General features: G+C 60.5%; 19 protein-coding genes. 7 read left to right on the top strand and 12 right to left on the bottom strand.

The features are described 5' to 3' along the window. The first annotated feature begins 125 nt into the window (after positions 1-125). Entirely contained in the window at positions 126-794 is a 669-nt protein-coding gene (gph, locus tag EBBID32_RS09235) for a phosphoglycolate phosphatase (protein ID WP_196805625.1), read from the top strand. Further along, positions 791-1,552, top strand: a complete 762-nt coding sequence (locus EBBID32_RS09230; protein ID WP_006954652.1) for an enoyl-CoA hydratase/isomerase family protein — start codon at positions 791-793, stop codon at positions 1,550-1,552. The genes gph and EBBID32_RS09230 overlap by 4 nt, the downstream gene beginning before the upstream one ends. 111 nt (positions 1,553-1,663) lie before the next feature. Here the strand turns inward: EBBID32_RS09230 and lpdA are convergent, their stop codons facing one another. The 8 genes from lpdA to EBBID32_RS09190 form a co-directional block, all read right to left on the bottom strand. After that, a complete protein-coding gene (gene lpdA, locus EBBID32_RS09225; protein WP_006954650.1) occupies positions 1,664-3,064 on the bottom strand; it encodes a dihydrolipoyl dehydrogenase in 1,401 nt (466 codons plus the stop codon). Between the two features lie 129 nt (positions 3,065-3,193). Then, positions 3,194-4,441, bottom strand: coding sequence for a 2-oxoglutarate dehydrogenase complex dihydrolipoyllysine-residue succinyltransferase (gene odhB, locus EBBID32_RS09220; protein WP_006954648.1), 1,248 nt, complete (start codon positions 4,439-4,441; stop codon positions 3,194-3,196). A gap of 8 nt (positions 4,442-4,449) precedes the next feature. Then, a complete protein-coding gene (locus tag EBBID32_RS09215) occupies positions 4,450-7,245 on the bottom strand; it encodes a 2-oxoglutarate dehydrogenase E1 component (protein ID WP_006954646.1) in 2,796 nt (931 codons plus the stop codon). An 83-nt stretch (positions 7,246-7,328) separates the two neighbouring features. Further along, positions 7,329-8,213 carry a succinate--CoA ligase subunit alpha gene (gene sucD / locus EBBID32_RS09210; protein WP_006954644.1) on the bottom strand — a complete coding sequence of 295 codons (885 nt, stop codon included), beginning with the start codon at positions 8,211-8,213 and terminating at the stop codon, positions 7,329-7,331. Between the two features lie 100 nt (positions 8,214-8,313). Then, positions 8,314-9,276 (bottom strand): malate dehydrogenase, encoded by a 963-nt coding sequence (gene mdh / locus EBBID32_RS09205; protein WP_006954642.1) that lies wholly within the window; start codon positions 9,274-9,276, stop codon positions 8,314-8,316. Between the two features lie 415 nt (positions 9,277-9,691). After that, positions 9,692-10,804, bottom strand: coding sequence for a cell division protein ZapE (zapE, locus tag EBBID32_RS09200; protein WP_037489978.1), 1,113 nt, complete (start codon positions 10,802-10,804; stop codon positions 9,692-9,694). Continuing rightward, on the bottom strand, positions 10,801-11,259 hold the full coding sequence (locus EBBID32_RS09195; RefSeq protein WP_006954637.1) for a PaaI family thioesterase: 459 nt from the start codon (positions 11,257-11,259) through the stop codon (positions 10,801-10,803). The genes zapE and EBBID32_RS09195 overlap by 4 nt, the downstream gene beginning before the upstream one ends. A 5-nt stretch (positions 11,260-11,264) precedes the next feature. Beyond that, positions 11,265-12,053, bottom strand: coding sequence for a succinate dehydrogenase iron-sulfur subunit (locus EBBID32_RS09190; RefSeq protein WP_006954635.1), 789 nt, complete (start codon positions 12,051-12,053; stop codon positions 11,265-11,267). A gap of 159 nt (positions 12,054-12,212) precedes the next feature. On the opposite strand from EBBID32_RS09190, the gene EBBID32_RS09185 reads away from it, so the two are divergent. From EBBID32_RS09185 to EBBID32_RS09175, 3 genes are read left to right on the top strand one after another with little or no spacing between them, the layout of a single operon-like run. Continuing rightward, positions 12,213-13,280: a hypothetical protein gene (locus EBBID32_RS09185; RefSeq protein ID WP_006954634.1), complete on the top strand. Its 1,068-nt coding sequence runs from the start codon at positions 12,213-12,215 to the stop codon at positions 13,278-13,280. Further along, a complete protein-coding gene (locus tag EBBID32_RS09180) occupies positions 13,277-14,374 on the top strand; it encodes a CDP-alcohol phosphatidyltransferase family protein (protein WP_006954631.1) in 1,098 nt (365 codons plus the stop codon). The genes EBBID32_RS09185 and EBBID32_RS09180 overlap by 4 nt, the downstream gene beginning before the upstream one ends. Continuing rightward, on the top strand, positions 14,371-14,808 hold the full coding sequence (locus tag EBBID32_RS09175) for an HIT family protein (protein ID WP_006954628.1): 438 nt from the start codon (positions 14,371-14,373) through the stop codon (positions 14,806-14,808). Before EBBID32_RS09180 ends, EBBID32_RS09175 begins: the two co-directional genes overlap by 4 nt. A gap of 124 nt (positions 14,809-14,932) precedes the next feature. On the opposite strand, the gene EBBID32_RS09170 is transcribed toward EBBID32_RS09175, so the two are convergent. Then, complete coding sequence (locus EBBID32_RS09170) at positions 14,933-15,697, bottom strand: sugar phosphate nucleotidyltransferase (protein ID WP_006954626.1); 765 nt, start codon at positions 15,695-15,697, stop codon at positions 14,933-14,935. Positions 15,698-15,884: 187 nt separating this feature from the next. Here EBBID32_RS09170 and EBBID32_RS09165 point away from each other — a divergent pair, with 187 nt between their 5' ends. Continuing rightward, positions 15,885-17,198 carry a lipopolysaccharide biosynthesis protein gene (locus tag EBBID32_RS09165; RefSeq protein ID WP_006954624.1) on the top strand — a complete coding sequence of 438 codons (1,314 nt, stop codon included), beginning with the start codon at positions 15,885-15,887 and terminating at the stop codon, positions 17,196-17,198. 337 nt (positions 17,199-17,535) lie between these two features. Here EBBID32_RS09165 and EBBID32_RS09160 read toward each other — a convergent pair whose 3' ends face one another. Then, positions 17,536-18,219 (bottom strand): hypothetical protein, encoded by a 684-nt coding sequence (locus EBBID32_RS09160; protein WP_156022515.1) that lies wholly within the window; start codon positions 18,217-18,219, stop codon positions 17,536-17,538. Positions 18,220-18,278: 59 nt separating this feature from the next. On the opposite strand from EBBID32_RS09160, the gene EBBID32_RS23565 reads away from it, so the two are divergent. Next, positions 18,279-18,500: a hypothetical protein gene (locus EBBID32_RS23565; RefSeq protein ID WP_006954618.1), complete on the top strand. Its 222-nt coding sequence runs from the start codon at positions 18,279-18,281 to the stop codon at positions 18,498-18,500. A gap of 909 nt (positions 18,501-19,409) precedes the next feature. On the opposite strand, the gene EBBID32_RS09150 is transcribed toward EBBID32_RS23565, so the two are convergent. Continuing rightward, positions 19,410-19,946: a recombinase family protein gene (locus tag EBBID32_RS09150; protein ID WP_037489970.1), complete on the bottom strand. Its 537-nt coding sequence runs from the start codon at positions 19,944-19,946 to the stop codon at positions 19,410-19,412. 144 nt (positions 19,947-20,090) lie between these two features. Then, complete coding sequence (locus EBBID32_RS09145; RefSeq protein WP_037489969.1) at positions 20,091-20,453, bottom strand: hypothetical protein; 363 nt, start codon at positions 20,451-20,453, stop codon at positions 20,091-20,093. Between the last annotated feature and the right edge of the window lie 268 nt (positions 20,454-20,721).

Here is a 20,721-nt window from a genome sequence, read left to right as displayed (position 1 = left end):
GGATGATGACAGCAAGAGGACGGCTGGCGGTCACGATATCTCTGTCCCTGATAAATGGGTGTATGCGCCAAGGCTCTGCCATGTTTGGCTTGCCTTTGCCACCGCGCTCGCGGCATGGCGCGGCCATGGCAAAAATTCCTTTCGATATTGTTGGTTTCGACCTCGACGGCACGCTGATCGACACCAGCGCCGACCTCGCCGCCGCGGTCAACCACGCCATCGCTACCATCGACCGACCGCCCTTCCCGGTCGATGCGATCCAGCCTTTCGTGGGCAAGGGCGCGAAGGTCATGCTGCAACGCGCGCTCGATGCGTCAGGCGGCTATGACGATGCGATACTGGCGCAATTGCTGCCCATCCTGCTCGACTATTATCAGGCGAACCTCAGCGCCCATTCCGTCCCCTATCCCGGCCTGATCGCAGCGATGGACGCGCTGGTGGCGGCAGGCGTCAAGCTCGCCATCTGCACCAACAAGGCGGAACGTTTCACCATCCCACTGATCGAACAGCTTGGCCTGACGTCCCGCTTTGCCAGCATCATCGGCGGCGATACGGTGGGCATCGCCAAGCCCGATCCAACACCGATCCACGCCATGATCGAACGCGCAGGCGGTGGCCGGGCGATTTTCATCGGCGACACGATCAACGACATAGCGGGGGCGCGCAATGCGGGCATCCCCAGCATTGCGGTCAGCTTCGGCTTCCTCGATGGCCCGGTCGAGGATCTCGCCGCAGACGCCGTCATTGACCATTTCGATGCGCTGCTGCCCTTGCTTGAAAGCTGGCCGCAATGACCCTGCGGCTGGAACAGGATGGCGCAATAGCGCGCCTGCTGATCGACCGCCCCGCCCGCCGCAACGCGATGACGCAGGCGATGTGGGAAGAATTGCCCCTGTTGGTCGCACAGGCGATGGCGGACGACGATGTGCGCGTATTGATCCTCGCCTCCGCCGCCCCCGGCCTCTTCTGCGCCGGGGCCGACATCGGCGAATTTGCCAGCCACAGCGGCGAAGAAGCCTGGCGTGTCGCCAATCAGGCCGCGATCCGCGCCAGCCAATATGCCCTCGCCCACGCGCCAAAGCCCGTGATCGCCGCGATCGACGGCGATTGCGTGGGCGGCGGTTGCGGCCTGGCCATCGCCTGCGATCTGCGCATCGCCTCCCCCACCGCGCGGCTGGGGATCACGCCTGCAAAACTCGGCATCGTCTATTCGCTGTTCGACACCAAGCTGCTGGTCGACCTTGTCGGCCCGGCCCGCGCCAAACGCATCCTCTTCACCGGCGCGCTGCATGGCGCGGACGATGCCCTCGCCATCGGACTGATAGACGAAATCGCGGCTGATCCCCTCGCCGCTGCCACCGCCCTGGCCCTTACTATCGCCACCAACGCCCAACATAGCGTGCGCGCCTCCAAGGCGATCATTCGCCGGATATTGGACGGTCAGGCCGATGACGACGACACAACCCTCGCCATGTTCCGCGACGCCTTCACCCTGCCCGATTTTGCCGAAGGTGTTGCGGCGTTCCAAGGGAAGAGACGGCCAGACTTTTAGAGCGCGATGACTTTACCGTGATCCGTTGGATTTCATCAGGCTCTACCCCCCGTCACGAAAAAGGCCTCCGCAATGCGGAGGCCTTTTTCGTCTGTCGATCGCGCAACCAGATCACATATGGATCGGCTTGCCCGTCACCGCCATCGCCGCTTCCTTGATCGCTTCGCTGTGCGTCGGATGGGCGTGGCAGGTATAGGCGATGTCCTCGCTCGACGCGCCAAATTCCATTGCCTGTACCACTTGCGCGATCATCGTGCCTGCCGGGACCGCGATGATCCACACGCCCAGCACCTTGTCGGTCTCAGCGTCGGCAATGACCTTCACAAAGCCGTCGGGTTCATGATTGGTCTTTGCGCGGCTGTTGGCCATCATCGGGAATTTGCCGACCTTGATCGGCCCCTTCTCCTTGGCCTGTTCCTCGGTCAGCCCCACGCCCGCAATTTCAGGCTTGGTGTAAACGACGCCGGGGATCAGGTCATGGTTCACGATACCGGTCAGGCCCGCGATATTCTCGGCCACGGCAATGCCTTCATCCTCGGCCTTGTGCGCCAGCATCGGGCCGGGGATCACGTCGCCAATCGCCCAGACACCGGGCACCTTGGTGCCAAATTCATGGTCGGTCTCGATCTGGCCGCGCTGGTTCAGTTCCAGCCCGATCTTGTCGAGGCCAAGGCCATCGGTGTTGGCACGGCGGCCGATCGACACCAGCACCACGTCCGCCTCAATCGTTTCGGCGGCTCCGCCAGCGGCAGGCTCGACCGTCAGGGTCACGCCCTTCTTGCCCGCCTTCGCGCCGGTCACCTTGGTGCCGAGCTTATATTCAAAGCCCTGCTTCTTGAAGATCTTGTTGGCTTCCTTGCGGACTTCGCCGTCCATGCCGGGCAGGATCTGGTCAAGATATTCCACGACCGTGACCTTGGACCCAAGCCGCCGCCACACGCTGCCCAGTTCCAGACCGATGACGCCGCCGCCGACGACGACCAGATGCCCCGGCACCTTGTCCAGTTCCAGCGCGCCGGTCGAATCGACGATCTGACCACCGGCATTATCGACCTCGACACCGGGCAGCGGCATGACCGACGATCCGGTGGCGATGACGATATTCTTCGCCGTCACCGTCTCGCTGCCCACCACGACCGTATTCGCGCCGGTAAAGCTGGCCAGCCCCTTGAGCCAGGTCACCTTATTCTTCTTGAACAGAAATTCGATGCCGCCGGTCAGCCCCTTGACCGCGTCAACCCGCTGCCCCTGCATGGTAGGCAGGTCCAGGCTCATCTTGTCGATCTTGACGCCCAGCTTTGCCAGCGTGCCGTTGGCCGCTTCGTCATAGAGTTCGGACGCATGGAGCAGCGCCTTGGACGGGATGCAACCGACATTGAGGCAAGTGCCGCCCAGCGTCTCGCGGCTCTCCGCGCACGCGACCTTCAGGCCCAGTTGCGCCGCCCGGATCGCGGCGACATAGCCACCGGGGCCAGCGCCGATCACCAGAACGTCATAATCATACTCAGCCATAAAAATCTCCGTTCGCCCTGAGCCTGTCGAAGGGCCGCACTATTTTTTGCCCTTAGCAAGAAGGGCGGGGCTTCGTCAGCCCCGGATCAGGTCCAGGGCCGAACGGATGTAATGTTATCGTCTCGACTATTACAGGTCGATCAGAAGGCGGGTCGGATCCTCGATCGCGTTCTTCACCGCGACCAGGAAAGTCACCGCCTCGCGCCCGTCGATCAGGCGATGGTCATAGGACAACGCCAGATACATCATCGGACGCACCACGACCTGACCGTTGCGCACGACCGGACGGTCCTCGATGCGGTGAAGGCCCAGCACCGCCGACTGGGGCGGGTTGATGATCGGGGTGGACATCAGGCTGCCGAACACGCCGCCGTTGGAGATGGTGAAGGTGCCGCCCTTCATATCTTCCATCGTCAGCTTGCCTTCCTTGGCCTTCTTGCCAAAGTCACCGATGGTCTTTTCGATCGTCGCCACGCTCATGCTTTCGGCGTTGCGGATGACCGGCACGACCAGCCCGGTCGGGGCCGACACCGCGACCGAAATGTCGCAGAAATCATTATAGACGATCTCGTCGCCCTCGATCTGGCCGTTGACGCCCGGAATGTCCTTCAGAGCCATGCACACGGCCTTGGTGAAGAAGCCCATGAAGCCCAGACGGACGCCATGCTTCTTCTCGAACAGGTCCTTATATTTGGCCCGTGCCTCGATAACGGCGGTCATGTCGACATCGTTGAAGGTGGTCAGCAGCGCCGCGTTGTTCTGTGCTTCCTTCAGCCGCTTGGCGACGGTCTGGCGCAGACGGGTCATCTTGACCCGCTCCTGCGCGCGACCGGGAGCAGCCGCTGGCGCGGCAGCGGCGGGTGCCGCCACAGCGCTCGCAGCCGCCGCCTTGGCCGTGCCAGCAGCGACAGCCGCGGTCACATCATCCTTGGTCAGGCGACCATCCTTGCCGGTGCCCTTGATCTTGCTTGGGTCCAGACCATGTTCCAGCACCAGACGACGCACAGCGGGCGAGAGGGTGAGGTTACCGCCCTCATCATCGTCCGCCGCCACAGGCGCAGGTGCCGATGCCGCCGGTGCAGGCGCAGCGGCCTCCGCCTTGGCAACGGGCGCAGGGGCAGGAGCGGCAGCAGCCGCAGCACCTTCGTTGATCAACGCCAGCAACGCGCCGACATTCACCGTCTCGCCTTCCTTGGCGATGATGTCGCCCAGCGTGCCTGCGACCGGCGCAGGCACGTCGACCGCGACCTTGTCGGTTTCCAGGCTGACAATGGGTTCGTCGAGCGCGACGGCTTCACCGGGCTTTTTGAGCCACTGGCCGACGGTTGCTTCGGTAACGGATTCGCCCAGGGTAGGGACTTTGACTTCGGTGGCCATGAGCTTGTTCAGCCTTTCTTCTGGCGACGGATTTCTTCACGAACGCTGTGACCCAGCGCATCGGCAACGAGGGCGCCCTGTTCGGCGACATGGCGTTTGGCGAGGCCCGTTGCGGGCGACGCCGAAGCCTTGCGACCGGCATAGCGGGCACGCATCGGTGCCTTGCCGGCATCTGCCAGCGCTTCCTCGATATAGGGCTCCACATGGAACCACGCACCATTGTTGCGCGGCTCCTCCTGGCACCAGATCACTTCCTCCAGGTTGACCATCCGCTTCATGCGAACCGTCAGCGCCTCGGTCGGGAAGGGATAGAGCTGCTCGATACGGACGATCTGGGTATTCTTGTCCCCCGCCGCATCGCGCGCCTCGATCAGGTCATAGGCGACCTTGCCCGAACAGAGCACCAGTCGCTTGGTTTCCTTGTCCGGCGCCGGATTGCTGTCCGACAGGATACGCATGAAATGCGTGTCGCCTTGGAAATCCTCGGCCTTGCTCACCGCCAGCTTGTGCCGCAGCAGCGACTTGGGCGTCATGATGATCAATGGCTTGCGGAAGGGACGCAGCATCTGGCGGCGCAGGACGTGGAAATAATTGGCCGGGGTCGTGATGTTGGCGACCTGGATATTGCCTTCCGCGCATAGTTGCAGGAAGCGTTCCAGACGCGCCGAACTATGCTCCGGTCCCTGCCCTTCATAGCCATGCGGCAACAGGCAGACGAGGCCGTTGGAGCGCAGCCATTTGGTTTCGGACGACGCGATATACTGGTCGAAAATGATCTGCGCGCCATTGGCAAAGTCGCCAAACTGCGCCTCCCACAGCACCAGGCTCTTGGGGTCGGCCAGCGCATAACCATATTCAAAGCCCAGCACGCCATATTCGGACAAGGGGCTGTCCAGCACCTCGAACCGGCCATGCGGCACGGTCGACAGCGGGACATATTTCTTCTCGCTATTCTGGTCGACCCAGACCGAGTGGCGCTGGCTGAACGTGCCGCGCCCGGAGTCCTGCCCCGACAGGCGCACGCCATAGCCTTCCGACAACAGCGATCCGAAGGCCAAAGCCTCGCCGGTCGCCCAGTCGAAATTCGCGCCCGACTTGAACATCTCCGCCTTGGCGTCCAGCACGCGCTGGAGCGTCTTGTGGACGGTGTGGCCCTGCGGCACCTTGGTCAGCGTCTTGCCCAGGCTGTCGAACAGCTTGGACGAAATCGCCGACTCCACGCTCTGGCGGGTCGTTTCGGCGTCGGCAGGCTTGTGCAGGCCCGACCAGCGACCCGCAAACCAGTCGGCCTTGTTGGCCTTGTAGCTTTTGGACGCCTCAAACTCTTCTTCCAGATGGTTGACGAAGTCGCCCGTGGTCTTGGTCACATAATCATCGTCGATCACGCCCTGCGCCTTCAGGCGCGTGGCATAGACGTCGCTGACCGGCGGATGCTGGCGGATTTTCGCATACATCAGCGGCTGGGTGAACGAAGGTTCGTCGCCTTCATTATGACCGAAGCGGCGATAGCACCACATGTCGATCACGATATCGCGATGGAAGGTCTGGCGATATTCCACCGCCAGCTTGCAGGCGAAGGTCACTGCCTCTGGATCGTCGCCATTCACATGCAGGATTGGTGCCTGCACGCCCTTCGCCACGTCCGAAGGATAGGGCGACCCGCGCGAAAATTGCGGGCTGGTGGTGAAACCGACCTGATTGTTGACGATGAAGTGGATGCAGCCGCCGGTATTATAACCCGCGACACCGGAAAAGCCGAGGCATTCCCAGACGATACCTTGACCGGCAAAGGCCGCATCGCCGTGGATCAGCACCGGCAATACCTGCTCATGCTTGCCCAGATCGTCGCGGAACGTCTGCTGCGCGCGGACCTTGCCCAGCACCACCGGATCGACCGTTTCAAGGTGCGAGGGGTTGGGGACCAGCGACATATGCACCTTGATGCCGTCAAACTCGCGGTCGGTCGATGTACCCAGATGATATTTGACGTCGCCCGAACCGCCGACGTCTTCCGGGTTGGCCGTACCGCCGGAAAATTCGTGGAAAATGACGCGGAAACCCTTGGCCATCACATTGGCCAGCACGTTCAGGCGGCCGCGATGGGCCATGCCATAAACGATTTCGCGGATGCCCGACTGACCGCCATATTTGATGACCGCTTCGAGCGCGGGAATCATCGATTCGCCGCCGTCCAGGCCAAAGCGCTTGGTGCCGACATATTTGCGGCCCAGGAATTTCTCATATTGCTCGCCCTGGATGACCTTGGCCAGGATCGCCTTCTTGCCTTCCGGCGTGAAGATGATTTCCTTGTCCTTGCCTTCCATCCGTTCCTGCAGGAAGCGGCGTTCCTCCACGTCGGCGATGTGCATATATTCAAGGCCGACATTGCCGCAATAATTGGCGCGCAGGATGGCGACGATTTCGGTCACGGTCGCGAACTGAAGGCCCAGCGTTCCGCCCAGGAATATCTTCTTGGCCGGGTCAGTCAGGCCATGATATTCCGGCGTCAGATCGGCAGGCAGATCGCGCTGGGTCAGCCCAAGTGGATCGAGATTGGCGGCCAGGTGACCGCGTACGCGATAGGTGCGGATCAGCATCTGCGCGCGGATGGCGTCCTCTGCCGCCTGTGCTATGTCGGCGTCCGACACCGACTTGCCTGCGGACTTGGCAGCGGCCTTCACGGCCACCTGCATCTGCGTCGGGTCCAGCGCCCCGGTCAGGTCGTCGGTATCCGCCAACGGCCAGTTGGAGCGCGCCCAGCTTGGGCCTTGCTCGATCTCGAATTCCTGGTTTTCGTAACCCATTATCTTATCCCATCCGTGCCGCGTGCAGTCGCGGTCGGGCAAAGGACGGCCGGGGTGCAGCCCGGCCGCCTTACAGGCTCATTTTAGCCCTTGAGCACTTCCAGCAGGGTCGTGCCAAGCTCGGACGGGCTGGCCGCGACCTTGATCCCGGCCGCTTCCATCGCCGCGATCTTGCTTTCCGCGTCGCCCTTGCCACCCGACACGATCGCACCGGCATGACCCATGCGACGGCCCGGAGGCGCCGTGCGACCGGCGATGAAGCCAGCCATCGGCTTCTTGCGGCCACGCTTGGCCTCATCCATCAGGAACTGGGCAGCCTGCTCTTCCGCGTCGCCGCCGATTTCGCCGATCATGATGATCGATTCGGTCGCGTCGTCGGCCAGGAACAGCTCCAGCACGTCGATGAAGTTGGTGCCGTTGACCGGATCGCCGCCAATGCCGACAGCCGTGGTCTGGCCCAGGCCCGCATTGGTGGTCTGGAACACGGCTTCATAAGTCAGCGTGCCGGAACGCGACACGACGCCGACCGAACCCTTTGAGAAGATCGAACCGGGCATGATGCCGATCTTGCATTCATTGGGGGTCAGCACGCCGGGGCAGTTCGGGCCGATCAGGCGCGACTTGCTGCCCGACAGGGCGCGCTTCACGCGGACCATGTCGAGGACGGGGATGCCTTCGGTGATGCAGATGATCAGCGGGATTTCCGCATCGATCGCTTCCAGGATCGAATCGGCCGCAAATGGTGGCGGCACATAGACAACCGACGCATCGGCGCCGGTCTTGGTCTTGGCTTCCAGCACCGTGTCGAACATGGGCAGGCCGATATGGGTCGAACCACCCTTGCCCGGCGTAACGCCTGCCACCATCTGGGTGCCATAGGCGAGCGCCTGCTCGGTGTGGAAGGTGCCGGTGGCACCAGTCATACCCTGGGTGATGACCTTGGTGTTCTTGTTCACCAGAATGGACATAGGTGTCCCTTTATCTTCTGTGGAAGTGGCACTTGGCGTCTAAAGCGTTTCGTTCCAGGCTGCGCACTTACCTGGAACGAAACGGTGCAGCTCTAAAGGCTCAGGCGAGCGAAGGATCGATCGCCTTGCAAGCGTCCAGCAGTTCCTTGACCGCGTCGACCGACACGGTGAGGTTCGCCTTGGCTTCATCGTTCAGCTCGATCTCGATGACCTGCTCGACGCCATCCTTGCCGATGATGACCGGCACGCCGACATAGAGATTGTCGACGCCATATTGGCCGGTCAGGTTGGCGGCGCAGGGCAGCAGGCGCTTCTTGTCGCCTAGATAGGATTCGGCCATCGCGATCGCACTGGTGGCGGGGGCGTAGAAGGCCGATCCAGTCTTGAGCAGCGCGACAATCTCGCCGCCGCCCGACCGGGTGCGCTGCACGATCGCATCGATACGCTCCTGCGTCGAACGACCCTGCTTGATCAGGTCGGGAACCGGGATGCCCGCGACGGTCGAATATTCGATCACCGGGACCATCGTGTCGCCATGGCCGCCCAACACGAAGCTGGTGACGTCCTTGGCCGACACATTGAATTCCTCGGCCAGGAAATGGTTGAAGCGCGACGAATCGAGCACGCCCGCCATGCCGACGACCTTGTTGTGCGGCAGGCCCGAAAATTCGCGCAGCGCCCACACCATCGCGTCGAGCGGGTTGGTGATGCAGATGACGAAGGCGTCGGGCGCGTTGGCGGCAATGCCCTCGCCCACAGCCTTCATGACCTTCAGGTTGATGCCCAGCAGGTCGTCGCGGCTCATGCCCGGCTTGCGTGCAACACCCGCAGTGACGATGATGACGTCGGCGCCCGCAATATCGGCATAATCATTGGAGCCGGTGATCTTGGCATCGAAGCCTTCGACCGACGCGCACTGCGACAGGTCGAGCGCCTTGCCTTGAGGCACGCCTTCCACGACATCGAACAGGACGATATCGCCCAGACCTTTCAGAGCCGCGAGATGCGCGAGCGTGCCGCCGATGTTACCAGCGCCGATAAGCGCGATCTTGTTACGGGCCATATGTCTGTCATCCTCCAAGACGTGAATTCTGGAATTGATGGCCCGCTTAAGCCGATAAGCCGGGGGTTTCAACTAACAAAGAGGGCAGGAACAAATTATCTTTGCAATTCATTCGCAATTTCATTAAAGTGGGTCAACACCCTGTCGCTCCCGGCTCATACCCTGGCCGCCGAGCCATCCCTGCAGGGGTATCCTGCCGGATGCTTTCCACATGGAAAGCATCCGGTCTGTTTTTCCCGGTTTTCAGCAAGAAGATTGCGCCGTGATGACGGTCGCGCACGGCAGGATGTGCCCTCGCGCGACGCCCGGCGATAAGACATGATAGGGCCATATAAGGCGAACTGCTCCCGCGAAGGCGGAGTACAGTCCAGACGTTTGAGCCCGGTTCCCGCCTGCGCGGGAACACATTATTTTACTATTTGGGTCCGTGGCCCAGCGCCAGATAATCGTCCGACTGCATTTCCATCAGCCGCGACACGGTCCGCTCAAACTCGAACGCGCCATCGCCTTCCGGATACAGCCGGGCCGGTTCCGCATCCGCCGACGCCAGCAATTTGACCTTATATTCGTAGAGCGAGTCGATCAGCGTCACGAAGCGCGCGGCCTCGTTGCGATTCTCCGGCCCCAGCACCGGGATGCCGACGATGATGATCGTATGATATTTGCGCGCAATCGCCAGATAGTCGGGCGCACCCCGCGCTTCGGCGCACAACCGCTTGAACGAAAAGACCGCCACGCCCTTCAGGCTCTTGGGCACATGCAGCATGCGGCCTCCCTGCACCTTGATATCCTCCGACGGCACATGGGCGCGGTCCGACGGGGGATAATCGGTCAGGCGGAAGAAAGCGGTGCTGAGCGCTTGTGTTGCCGCATCGCCATTGGGGCAGTGCCACAGCGTGGCATCGCCCAGACGGTCGCGACGGTAATCGGTCGGGCCATTCAATGTCAGCACGTCGAGCCGATCCTTGATCAGGTCGATGAAGGGCAGGAAAAGCTGGCGGTTGAGACCATTCTTGTAGAGTTCGTCCGGCTCGCGGTTGGACGTGGTGACGATCGTCACCCGCTTTTCCAGCAACCCGGTAAACAGCCGCGACATGATCGCCGCGTCCGCCATATTGTTGACGACCATCTCATCAAAACAGAGCAACCGCGCTTCATCAGCCAGTGATTCCACCACTGGCGGGATCGGATCACCCTTCTCCGACTTGCGCGCCTGCGCCAGCCGGGCATGGACGTCGAGCATGAATTCATGGAAATGCGCGCGCTTCTTGCGCTGGATCTTCACCGTGTCGAAGAACAGGTCCATCAGCATCGACTTGCCGCGCCCGACCCCGCCCCACATATAGAGGCCGCGCGGCGGCTCTGGTGCCTTGCGCAACAATTTCCACAGCGTCGAACCGCGCGCTGGCACCGCTTCCAGTTCCTGCTGCAAGGCGTCGAGCCGCCGCGCGGCCGCGCGCTGATCAGGATCGGCGCGCAATTCGCCCGCCACGATCAGCGCCTCATATCGGGCAATCACCCCTGTCACTTGGGGGCGGGAACCTTGCGCAGCGTAACGGTCGAGGCGGCGATCAACCCGTCGCCCTGGGCGATCGTCATGCGCAGGAACATCATCTTGCCGGTTTCCTTGAGCAGTTCGACATCGGCGATCATCGCGACACCGACCTTACCAAGCCCCAGATATTGCATCGACAGGTCGATGGTCAGCGCACCTGCCTGATCCTTGCGCCCCATCGCCCACAGGCCGATGAAATAGGCGTGATCGGCAAAGCCTGCCGCAAAACCGCCATGCAGATTGCCATAGCGGTTGATGTGCAGCGGCTGCACCTCCAGCGCGACCTGCGCCCGGCCGGGCGCGTCGCTGCGCGCATAACCGCTGCCGATGACGGACAGGAAATCGCCGCTATCCGGCTCACCCCAACGCCGCCAGCCACTCCAATCCTCCGCCAGTGCAGCGGAGGCATTCGCCCCTGTCCCGCTCACGACAATCAGAGCTGCCGCTCGACCATCATCTTCTTGGTTTCGGCAATCGCCTTGGCCGGCGAAAGCCCCTTGGGGCAGACATTGGCGCAGTTCATGATCGTGTGGCAGCGATAGAGGCGAAAGGGATCTTCCAGCTCGTCCAGGCGATCGCCGGTATATTCGTCACGGCTGTCCGCCAGCCAGCGATAGGCCTGCAACAGGATCGCCGGGCCAAGAAACTTGTCCGAATTCCACCAGTAGGACGGGCAGCTGGTCGAGCAGCAGGCGCACAGGATGCACTCATACAGGCCATCCAGCTTCTCGCGGTCGGCGGGTGACTGGAGGCGTTCCTTGCCCGACGGGGGCGGCGACACGGTTTTGAGCCAGGGCTGGATCGAATTATACTGCGCGTAGAAATGGGTGAAGTCGGGCACCAGATCCTTGATCACGTCCATGTGCGGCAACGGGGTGATCCGCACATCCTTGCCCGAACATTCCTCGATCGCGGTGGTGCAGGCCAGGCCGTTCTTGCCGTTCATGTTCATCGAACAGGAACCGCAAATCCCTTCGCGGCACGACCGGCGGAAGGTCAGCGTGGGATCATATTCATTCTTGATCTTGATCAGCGCGTCCAGAACCATCGGCCCGCAGCTGTCGAGATCAATCTCATAAGTGTCGTACCGCGGGTTTTGCCCTGAGTCGGGATCGTAGCGATAGACTTTGAAGCTGCGCACCTTCGTCGCGCCTGCGGGTGCGGGGTGGGTCACACCCTTGCCGCTGATCTTGCTGTTCTTGGGCAACGCAAATTCGGCCATCGCTCGTCGAGCCTCTTTCAGAGTGTCGTTCGGTCGCGGCCCGCATAACAAAAAATAAGCAAAGGTCCAGCACCTACAAAAGGGAAAGACGTAGCCACCCTTGCATATGCCCCGGCATCGCCGCTAGGCGACATGCCCCGTGGGAGCGTTTGTGACCTGATGGATATCGCCTTTCTCGCCATTGCCGAAGCACAGCAACTCTATCACTGGCTGCCCGCCGCGCTGGAGCTGGCGCGCCGCAACGGCGTGCGGGTCAGCATCCTCTCACCCTCGGACCAGATATTGGCGCTGGTCGCGCGCTACGACCCGGAAAAACGGCTGATCCCGGTGCGTTTGCGCCGCCCGCCCGGCCGCGCCGACTCGCTGTTCCGCCAGCCTTCGCGGCTTGCCACCCTGCTGCTCAACTACCCCGCCATCGCCCGCTTTCCCGTGCTTGTGACGACCGAGATTTCCACCGCCTGGGCACGCCGCGTCCCCGGCTTTGCCGCCCGCCTCATCCTCATCAAACATGGCGCGGGGGACCGCGAAGGTGGCTACAAGAAACGCCATGCCGATTTCGACCTGACGCTGGTCGCAGGCGAAAAGGATCGCCGCCGCCTGATCGACCGCGACCTTTGCACGCCCGATACGGTTGCCGTCGGCGGTTATCCCAAATTTGAGCTGAAGGCACCCCGCCAGCGATTCTTCGCCGATGACCGTCCGGTGCTGCTCTACAATCCCCATTTCGACCCCAAACTCTCGTCTTGGGTCACCCATGGCCCCGCCGTGCTGGCTGCGCTGGAAGCCCTGACCGACTGGAACGTCATCATCGCCCCCCACACCAAGCTGGCGCGCGCGGTCCCACCCATCGTCACCGCCGCGCCGCATATCCACGTCGACATGGGCAGCCGCCACTCGATCGACATGAGCTATACGATGAGCGCCGACCTCTATCTCGGTGACGTGTCCAGCCAGGTCTATGAATTCCTCATCCAGCCGCGCCCCTGCATCTTCCTCAATCTCGACCGGCGCGATGCCAGCAGCGAAGCTTTCGCCCACTGGAAGCTCGGCCAGGTGATCGAGAGCACCGATGCCCTGCCCGCCGCCCTAGCCCGCGCCGCAGACTTGCAACCGGGCTTCGTTGCTGCTCAGGAAGCGGCCATGCGCGATTCCATCGATCTTTCCCCCATCCCCGCGTCCCAGCGGCAGGCCGACCTCATCCTGAACTTCGCGAAGGCGCATCCATGAGCCAGACCCTCACCACCACACTTGGTCCCGTCCGCCTGATCGGCGACAATGCGACGCCGATCTGGGGCATGACCAATGCCGAGCGCAGCCGCCGCATGGCGGAAAGCGCCGCGAAGAATGGCAGCACGCTGGCGGCGGGACACGAACTGCTGTTCAACCTGGCCTACGCCTTCGATCCGCTACTGCTGCGCCTCGCGCTCGAAACACCGGGCACCTTGTTTGTGTGGGGCAACGCGCCGATCGTGGGCCAGGTGCCGCAAGGCAGCGATCCGCTGACCGCTACGCATGTCATCGATCTGTCGGACGGCCGCGCTCTCTACAACCGCCAGTTGCGCAAGCTCGAACAGCCGATGGTACGCGAACTTGACCCATCGACCCGGCGGGCGATCGAGCGGCAAAGCTATTTCGGTGCCTATAAGGGCGTCACGGACCTGCTCACCAAATATCTATGGCCCGAACTGGCACTGGTGCTGACCCGCATCGCGGCGCAGCTGCGCATGACCCCCAATATGGTGTCGGTGATTGGTGTTACCCTCTGCCTGGTCGCCACCTATCTGTTCGCGCAGGGCATGTATTGGACCGGCTTTCTCTCCGGCTTTATCTTCATGGTGCTGGACACGGTGGACGGGAAACTCGCCCGCTGTACCATCACCTCCTCCAAATGGGGCAATGTGATCGACCATGGCGTCGATCTGGTCCATCCGCCCTTCTGGTGGCATTTCTGGGGGACCGGGCTGGTCTATTGGGGGCTGGCGCTTTCGACCCAGACATTCGCGCTGGTAATGGCGGCGGTGATTGCGGGATATGTGCTGCAACGGTTGATAGAGGGGATGTTCCTCAAGGATTTCGGCATGGACATCCATGTCTGGCAACGCTTCGACAGCCAGTTCCGCCTCATCACCGCGCGGCGCAATCCCAATATGGTGATCCTGTTCGTGTCGCTGCTGTTCGGACGCCCCGACATCGGCCTGATCGCACTCGCCTGGTGGACGATGATCTCGCTGGTCGTTCACGCCGTGCGACTGGCGCAAGCCTATGGCGTCAAACGGTCCGGCCAGCCGATCGTCAGCTGGATGGAGCAGGCCCGGCCATGAACCCCACTATCGAGAAATTCGGCTGGCCCGCCACGCTGATCGCGGAGTTCACCCACTGGGTCGTGCTGCTCCGCCCGGCCCAGCCGACACTGGGGTCGCTGATCCTGGCGGCGAAAAGCGACGCGACGGCGTTCGGCGACCTGCCCGCGCAGGCCCATGCCGAACTCAAGACCGTCACCGCAGCGATCGAGACGGCGCTAGGAAAGGCGGTGGGCTATGCGAAGATCAACTATCTGATGCTGATGATGGTCGATCCCCACGTCCATTTCCACGTCATCCCCCGCTATGAGGGGACACGCAGTGCGGCGGGCTTGACTGTGGCGGACTCAGGCTGGCCGGGGCAGCCAGACCTTGGGTCTGCGGTCAAGCTGGACAGTGAGCTGGACAATGTGAAAGCGTGGATGAAGAATTGTTTCGATAACGAAATGAAATGATCCCAACGCTTTGATTTTTGGGAGGGTTGAAGCAATCTTGAGCAGGCCCACCCCCTGCCCCCCCCTGCCAGCGGGAGGGGGAACAAGGTCAAACCATAGCCGCGTCTCTTTTTTCCCGCGCCGCTTATCGGCCGTAGCGCCCCTCGGCGACCCACTTGGCCGTCAGCGCCTTCGCTGCCTCGACATCCTGATGGAAATCGACCTCCTGCCATTCCATCCCCTCGATCGAGACGGTGCCGACCCGGTTGCCCTTGGCGATGATGTCGATGGCGCGCAGATACCAGCGTTCGACGCCTTCGGGCGTCCGCATCATCTGGTCGATCTGGTTGCGGAAAATCGCCGGGCCTTCGCCGGTGAAGGCCAGCATCCCGATCGATTCGGCATTGGTGTCGGGCGGCAACAGCCGCTTGCCGATATGGTGCAGGCGGCCGCTTTCGTCGCGGTTCACTTTCATATCGTCATCATCATAGTCGGGCTTCACATCGACCGTGACGGTGATCGCATCCTGCGTTCCGGCGATCAGCTTCGCGACGATTTCGTCCGACACGATGGTATCACCGTTCAGGATGATGAAGTCCCGGTCCATCTCCTCCCGCACGATCCAGCAGGTGCCGAGGTTATCCGCCACCTGAAAGAAGGGATTGAACACGCAGCGTATCCGCGCGCCGGTCTCGCGATAGAGTTGCAGCGCATGATCCTCGACCCGTTCGGTGCGAAAGCCGGTCACCACGACGATGTCGGTCACGCCATTGGCGACCAGCGCTGCGATCTGCCAGCTGATAAGTGTGCGGCCGTTAAAGTCGATCATGCATTTGGGCACGTCGCGGGTCAGCGGCAACAGGCGCGATCCTTGCCCGGCGGACAGGATGATGGCTTTGGTGATGGTCATGGCGCGGGTCTTTAGAGGGGAAATTGGCCGAAAAAAAGGCGGCTTCAAACTGACGTTCGCAACGCCTAGAGCGGATCGACTTCAACTTCATCCGTTCGGTTCGAGCGAAGTCGAGAAACCGCGCAACGTTTCTCGGCTTCGCTCGAAACGAACGGGAATTACAATGCGGCGAAGGCTGGAAAGCAGAATGATGGCGAAACCCAAGCCCAGCGCAGCACAGGACGGCTTTTCCCGCATATTGGCCAATACCGGCTGGCTGCTGGGGGGCAAGGGCGTGGGCGCGGTGCTGAGCCTTGCCTATCTCGCCATCGTCACCCGCACGCTTGGCGTCGCCGATTTCGGGCGGTTCGCGCTGGTCCTGAGCGCGGCGACAGTGATCAAGACGATCACCAGTTTTGAAAGCTGGCAGATCGTCGTGCGCTATGGCCAGACCCATATGGCGACCGGCAATGGCGACGCGCTCAACCGCGTGCTGCGCTTCTGTATCCTGATCGACCTCGCCTCTGCCGCGGTCGGCGGGGCGATCGCCGCCTTCATCATCCTGGCCTTTGGCGTGCTGCTGGAACTGCCGCCGGGCATGGGGTGGCAGGCCTGGATCTTCTGCATGGTGATGATGATCACCATCCGGTCCAGCCCGACTGGGATCTTGCGCCTGTTCGACCGGTTCGATTCCGCCGCGCTCGCCGAAACCATGATTCCGGTCGGACGGATGATCGGCGCAGTCGCGGCGCTATGGCTGATGCCGTCCATCACCGGTTTCCTGATCGCCTGGGGTGCCGCCGAACTCTTGTGCGCCATCGCCTATTGGGGACTGGCTTTGCGCGAAGGACGCGGGCGGATCGGCCAGTGGACGGCGGGCCGGGCGCTCGACGCGCGGACGGAAAATCCCGGCATCATCGGCTTCCTGACTGCCACCAATCTCCAGACCAGCCTGTCATCCATGGGGCAGCAGGTCGCGGTGCTGGTGGTCGGCCTGTTCGTCGGCCCGGTCGGCGCGGGCCTCTATCGCCTCGCCAACCAGCTCGCTAATTCGCTGACCAAGATTTCGGGGCTATTGTCACGCAGCATCTTCGTCGAACTGTCGCGCAGCGGCAACCAGGGGAGCGAAGCGCTGGGCGCGCTGTTCCGCCGCACCAACCGGCTGGCGCTGGTGGCGGGCGCGGTCATCATCGCCCTGATCCTGCTCATCGGCCGCCCGCTGCTGGGGCTGATCGCCGGGCCGGAGTTCCTCCCCGCCTATCCGCTGCTGCTGCTGCTGGGCATCGCCGCCTGCATCGACCTGATCGGGGTCAGCTATCGCCCGCTACTGATGGCGACCGACCGGGCGGGCCTGTCGCTGCGCATCACCTTTATCTCGACCGCCCTGTTGCTGGGGATGCAGGCCGCGCTGCTGCCGCTCTACGGCACGATTGGCGCTGCCAGCGCCAATATCGTCGCGGCCGTTGCCGGGTTCTTGATGATGGGCCTCGCCAGCCGCAACGCGGTGCGGGCACAGGGGTGAATGGGAGGGTGGAAGATGACGTTGGGCGGTCCAAGATCCGTTCGTGCTGAGTAGAGACTGAGCTTGTCGAAGGCTCGTATCGAAGCATCAGGCGCTGGACGAGTCCTTCGATACGCCATTTAGACTTCGCTCAATGGCTACTCAGGACGAACGGATCTGGATAAAATCGTCATGCGCACCCAACGAAAAAGGGGCCGGAAAACCGGCCCCTTCTCGATAGTCTGGCAGTGCCTGAAACGCTTAGCGCTTCGCTAAACCGGCGCTGAAATTTATAACGTTTTCTCAACATATTAGAACGGTCTGGAATTTCGCGTGTAAGAAACGTGTAAAGGTGTGTTTAGGTCGCCGCTGCACTGGCCTCCAAACGCAAAACTGGCAAACAAATCCGTTCAATCGTAGCCACAGCAGCTTCCATCGCCTCCGTGACCTCATTCACCTCGCCTTCTGGTGGTTTGATCGCATACATTCCACGACGAAGCTTCTTCGTGAATTCAGCATCTGCGCCGCCTTCGTCGTCAACGTAGCTGTCCACATCAACCTGCACGATCCAAAATTGATGGTTCAGCTTCTCAATGGCCTGCTCAAGCTCTTCGCCAAACAGTGCGCGCGCCATTGGAAGACACTCATCAAGCGCCTCGCGTTCATCCTTCGTGCGATTAATCCTGTTGTAGAAAGCCTGAGCAGTCACCAACCGCTTTTGCCTTGCCTCCGTCTGCGCTACCCAACCGTCCTTCTCCTTCATCTGCTCTTCCGCAGCGTGCAACTCGTGACCCCACATCATCACACCACGGACATATGCAAGCGCGCGCCGTGCCCTGTATGTCGCTGTTAGAATTCGCTCTGCCTGATCTTGCTTGCGCTCAGCCAGTTTCTGCCTGCGCCACGCATCAAATGTATTAGCACCTTTGATCGCAGCCCAAACAACAGCGCCTACACCGCCAATTGTGCCAATGCCCTGTAGCATTGTTCCTGTTGCTGCCCAGTCAATTGAAGCACTGCAAATTGCCAGCCCCATCACCATCCCCGCAATGCTAATTCTGTCAGATCGTGTAAGCTTAGCTGTGTCCTCATAAATACGATATGAGATTTTACGAATTCCGCACCAACAAGCCGCGCAAGCCCAAGCAGCCACGTAAGCCATTGACGCCTGAGCAATCACTGGTTGCAGCGAAAGAACGCCAGATTGCTGTCGCCAAGAAAGCTCTACAAAGCGTCAAGGATCACCAGAAGCAGCGCAAAAATCTTGAACGCGCTCGCAAAGCTGCCTTCGCGCCTACTGCTCAGACACGCACCACCTCATAAGCTTCGCCGTCCACGACCAGCAAGATCACGTCGCTGCCCTTGCGAAAATTCACCCACCTACCGCACCACTCAAATCTGCCTTCACGCGAATTCCAAAATCGCTCGTCCAAGTCCAGAAATTCCGCAACGTGATCCAGCAAATCTTGCACGGAAATTTCGTATCTCATATTCGCGCGATCTATGTGAATTTTCGCTCTCGTCGATCGCAAATCCGCTTCGCAATTCGTTGCTGGTTATATGGCTTACATTCGCTTGCGCTCACGCAATCCAACGCCTTCACAATCTACAGCAACAAGCGTTTCGCGCTTCGTCGCTGCCAATTGTTGCGTCGTATGATTTCTGCCTTCGTTAGATTAGATGGGAAACCAATCGCTTTTTACCCCCCTTTCTGCTCTGCAGAAAAGAGAGTAAAAATTGCGTTCGCCCTTTCGTTGAGTTGAGATTGGGTCCGCACGCTATTGGAAGCATCGCTGCTATTACGCAGCCAAGTGGTTAGTATTGACTTGTTTGCAGATGTTTTTACCGCGTCATCGCTGACGCACCTAACGGTGCCACACAACGAACTTCCAAAATTTCGATGTGTGGGTGCAAGTTGGACAATGGAACAGTCAGAGCTTGCATCTTGTGATTGCATTTTTACGTGTGCCACTGAACCTCGTTCCAAGGTTTAGGAGATTTGCACTCCTAAGTTCGTATGATTGCGTTTGTTCCTGCCGTCATACGACCAATTCGTCTTCACGTTCGCGTGCTGCGCGCTCATCCATCTGGTCTTAGTCCCAGCAAGTGTTTTTCGAAAGCAGCATATGTCGTGCAACGCAGCGCGTCTCACGAATATATTTATCGCGCTCGAAATTTAATTATCTACGTCGAAAACCCCTGCACAGAAATTATCTACATAGTAAATTTCGTTCAAGATCGCGCCAAGCGATAAACAGTTTGACGATGACAACCAAGCTGCCGTGCAATTTCACTGATCGCCGTTCCGCTCGCTATCAATTCCTTCACACGCTCCGCGCTAACCATTGCTCTGCGCCCCTTGTAAATTCCGTTGGATTTCGCCTTTGCAATGCCGTCACGCTGCCGTTCTCGCCGCAAATCGTTTTCAAACTCTGCTACAGCGCCCAAGATCGCCAGCGTCAGCTTTCCCGTGCTGCTGCTTGTGTCAATGTTCTGATGCACGCATTGAAACGCAACGCCTTTGGCCGCAAGCTGATCCAGCAACTGAAACAGATCGCTCAGCGAACGTGCAAAACGATCAAGCCTGCTTACGACAATCGTATCGCCTTCGCGCACAAAGCCCATCATCTCTATGAGCCCAGCGCGTTCGCAATTCGTGCCTGTCGCCTTGTCCTCATAGATGCGTTCGCATCCCTGCGCTGCAAGCTCGCCCAACTGCACATCCAAGCTTTGGCCTGTTGTGCTGACACGCGCATAGCCTACGATCATATTCCCTCGTCACATTAGGTTCTAAGACCCAAACTGTCTGCTGTCGCAAAAGTTAGAAATCGACCTAAATGTGACATTCGCTGCACAGTTTTTTGCCGTCACGGTAGCGTTTACCCAAACGCGCTGCATCTGCACCATGAAGCGCTACGGCAAGAAACGCCCTGCGCTTGCGTCCTCTGCGGTTTCAAAAAAATAGAGAAGCCTGAAACCAAGATCATCGCGTTCATCGTCGTCGCTGTAGAAAATCTGTGCAGTGCGTCGTTGAATTGCGTGCGTATCAAACGCCTCGCGCATTTCCCCAGCCTTCTTGATGTAATCTACCATTTCCTGAAAATGCAGATCAAGCTTATGCGGATATTGCAATATCTCGCGCTCGAAATCCGCGTCGATTGTTATCATCGAAAACGCCGTTGTCCGCTCTGTAAGCGCCTTTCCGCTACGCCGTCGCAACTCGTCATCAAACGGAAGATCGAAATCGCAAAAATCGAACGCGAGTTTAATTGTCATTTCAGTTTCACCACACGCGCAAGCCTTTGCTGCATTTCCGCGTTCAAACTCGCGTTCGCGTCAGCATCCTCGTTCAAGCCGTCCAACGCAAACTCAATAACCGCTATCTTTGTATCGCGCTTGCTGCGTATCCCGCTTGCAATGCCGCCGCCGCTCTTCGCCGTTTGAGGTGGTCCCGCCTTTTTGGACAGTTTGGCGGCTGAGTTAAGCTAATCCCGGTTGTCGTTAAGCCGCCTGTTTGATCATCAGATCATGGGGGGCATGCCCC

It is taken from the genome of Sphingobium indicum BiD32, assembly GCF_000382885.1.
Taxonomy (GTDB): domain Bacteria; phylum Pseudomonadota; class Alphaproteobacteria; order Sphingomonadales; family Sphingomonadaceae; genus Sphingobium; species Sphingobium japonicum_C.
Note: the sequence above shows the minus strand (reverse complement) of the source record. Positions and strands in the feature narration are given on the sequence as shown.

Bases quoted from the DNA above. Each gene is read 5' to 3' on its own strand.
- EBBID32_RS09170 (WP_006954626.1), bottom strand. From the start codon at position 15,697: ATGACCATCACCAAAGCCATCATCCTGTCCGCCGGGCAAGGATCGCGC.
- EBBID32_RS09160 (WP_156022515.1), bottom strand. From the start codon at position 18,219: ATGGTGATGGGGCTGGCAATTTGCAGTGCTTCAATTGACTGGGCAGCA.
- gph (WP_196805625.1), top strand. From the start codon at position 126: ATGGCAAAAATTCCTTTCGATATTGTTGGTTTCGACCTCGACGGCACG.
- EBBID32_RS23565 (WP_006954618.1), top strand. From the start codon at position 18,279: ATGAGATTTTACGAATTCCGCACCAACAAGCCGCGCAAGCCCAAGCAG.
- EBBID32_RS09230 (WP_006954652.1), top strand. From the start codon at position 791: ATGACCCTGCGGCTGGAACAGGATGGCGCAATAGCGCGCCTGCTGATC.
- mdh (WP_006954642.1), bottom strand. From the start codon at position 9,276: ATGGCCCGTAACAAGATCGCGCTTATCGGCGCTGGTAACATCGGCGGC.
- lpdA (WP_006954650.1), bottom strand. From the start codon at position 3,064: ATGGCTGAGTATGATTATGACGTTCTGGTGATCGGCGCTGGCCCCGGT.
- EBBID32_RS09215 (WP_006954646.1), bottom strand. From the start codon at position 7,245: ATGGGTTACGAAAACCAGGAATTCGAGATCGAGCAAGGCCCAAGCTGG.
- sucD (WP_006954644.1), bottom strand. From the start codon at position 8,213: ATGTCCATTCTGGTGAACAAGAACACCAAGGTCATCACCCAGGGTATG.
- EBBID32_RS09185 (WP_006954634.1), top strand. From the start codon at position 12,213: ATGGATATCGCCTTTCTCGCCATTGCCGAAGCACAGCAACTCTATCAC.
- EBBID32_RS09145 (WP_037489969.1), bottom strand. From the start codon at position 20,453: ATGACAATTAAACTCGCGTTCGATTTTTGCGATTTCGATCTTCCGTTT.
- odhB (WP_006954648.1), bottom strand. From the start codon at position 4,441: ATGGCCACCGAAGTCAAAGTCCCTACCCTGGGCGAATCCGTTACCGAA.
- EBBID32_RS09190 (WP_006954635.1), bottom strand. From the start codon at position 12,053: ATGGCCGAATTTGCGTTGCCCAAGAACAGCAAGATCAGCGGCAAGGGT.
- EBBID32_RS09175 (WP_006954628.1), top strand. From the start codon at position 14,371: ATGAACCCCACTATCGAGAAATTCGGCTGGCCCGCCACGCTGATCGCG.
- EBBID32_RS09150 (WP_037489970.1), bottom strand. From the start codon at position 19,946: ATGATCGTAGGCTATGCGCGTGTCAGCACAACAGGCCAAAGCTTGGAT.
- EBBID32_RS09180 (WP_006954631.1), top strand. From the start codon at position 13,277: ATGAGCCAGACCCTCACCACCACACTTGGTCCCGTCCGCCTGATCGGC.
- EBBID32_RS09165 (WP_006954624.1), top strand. From the start codon at position 15,885: ATGATGGCGAAACCCAAGCCCAGCGCAGCACAGGACGGCTTTTCCCGC.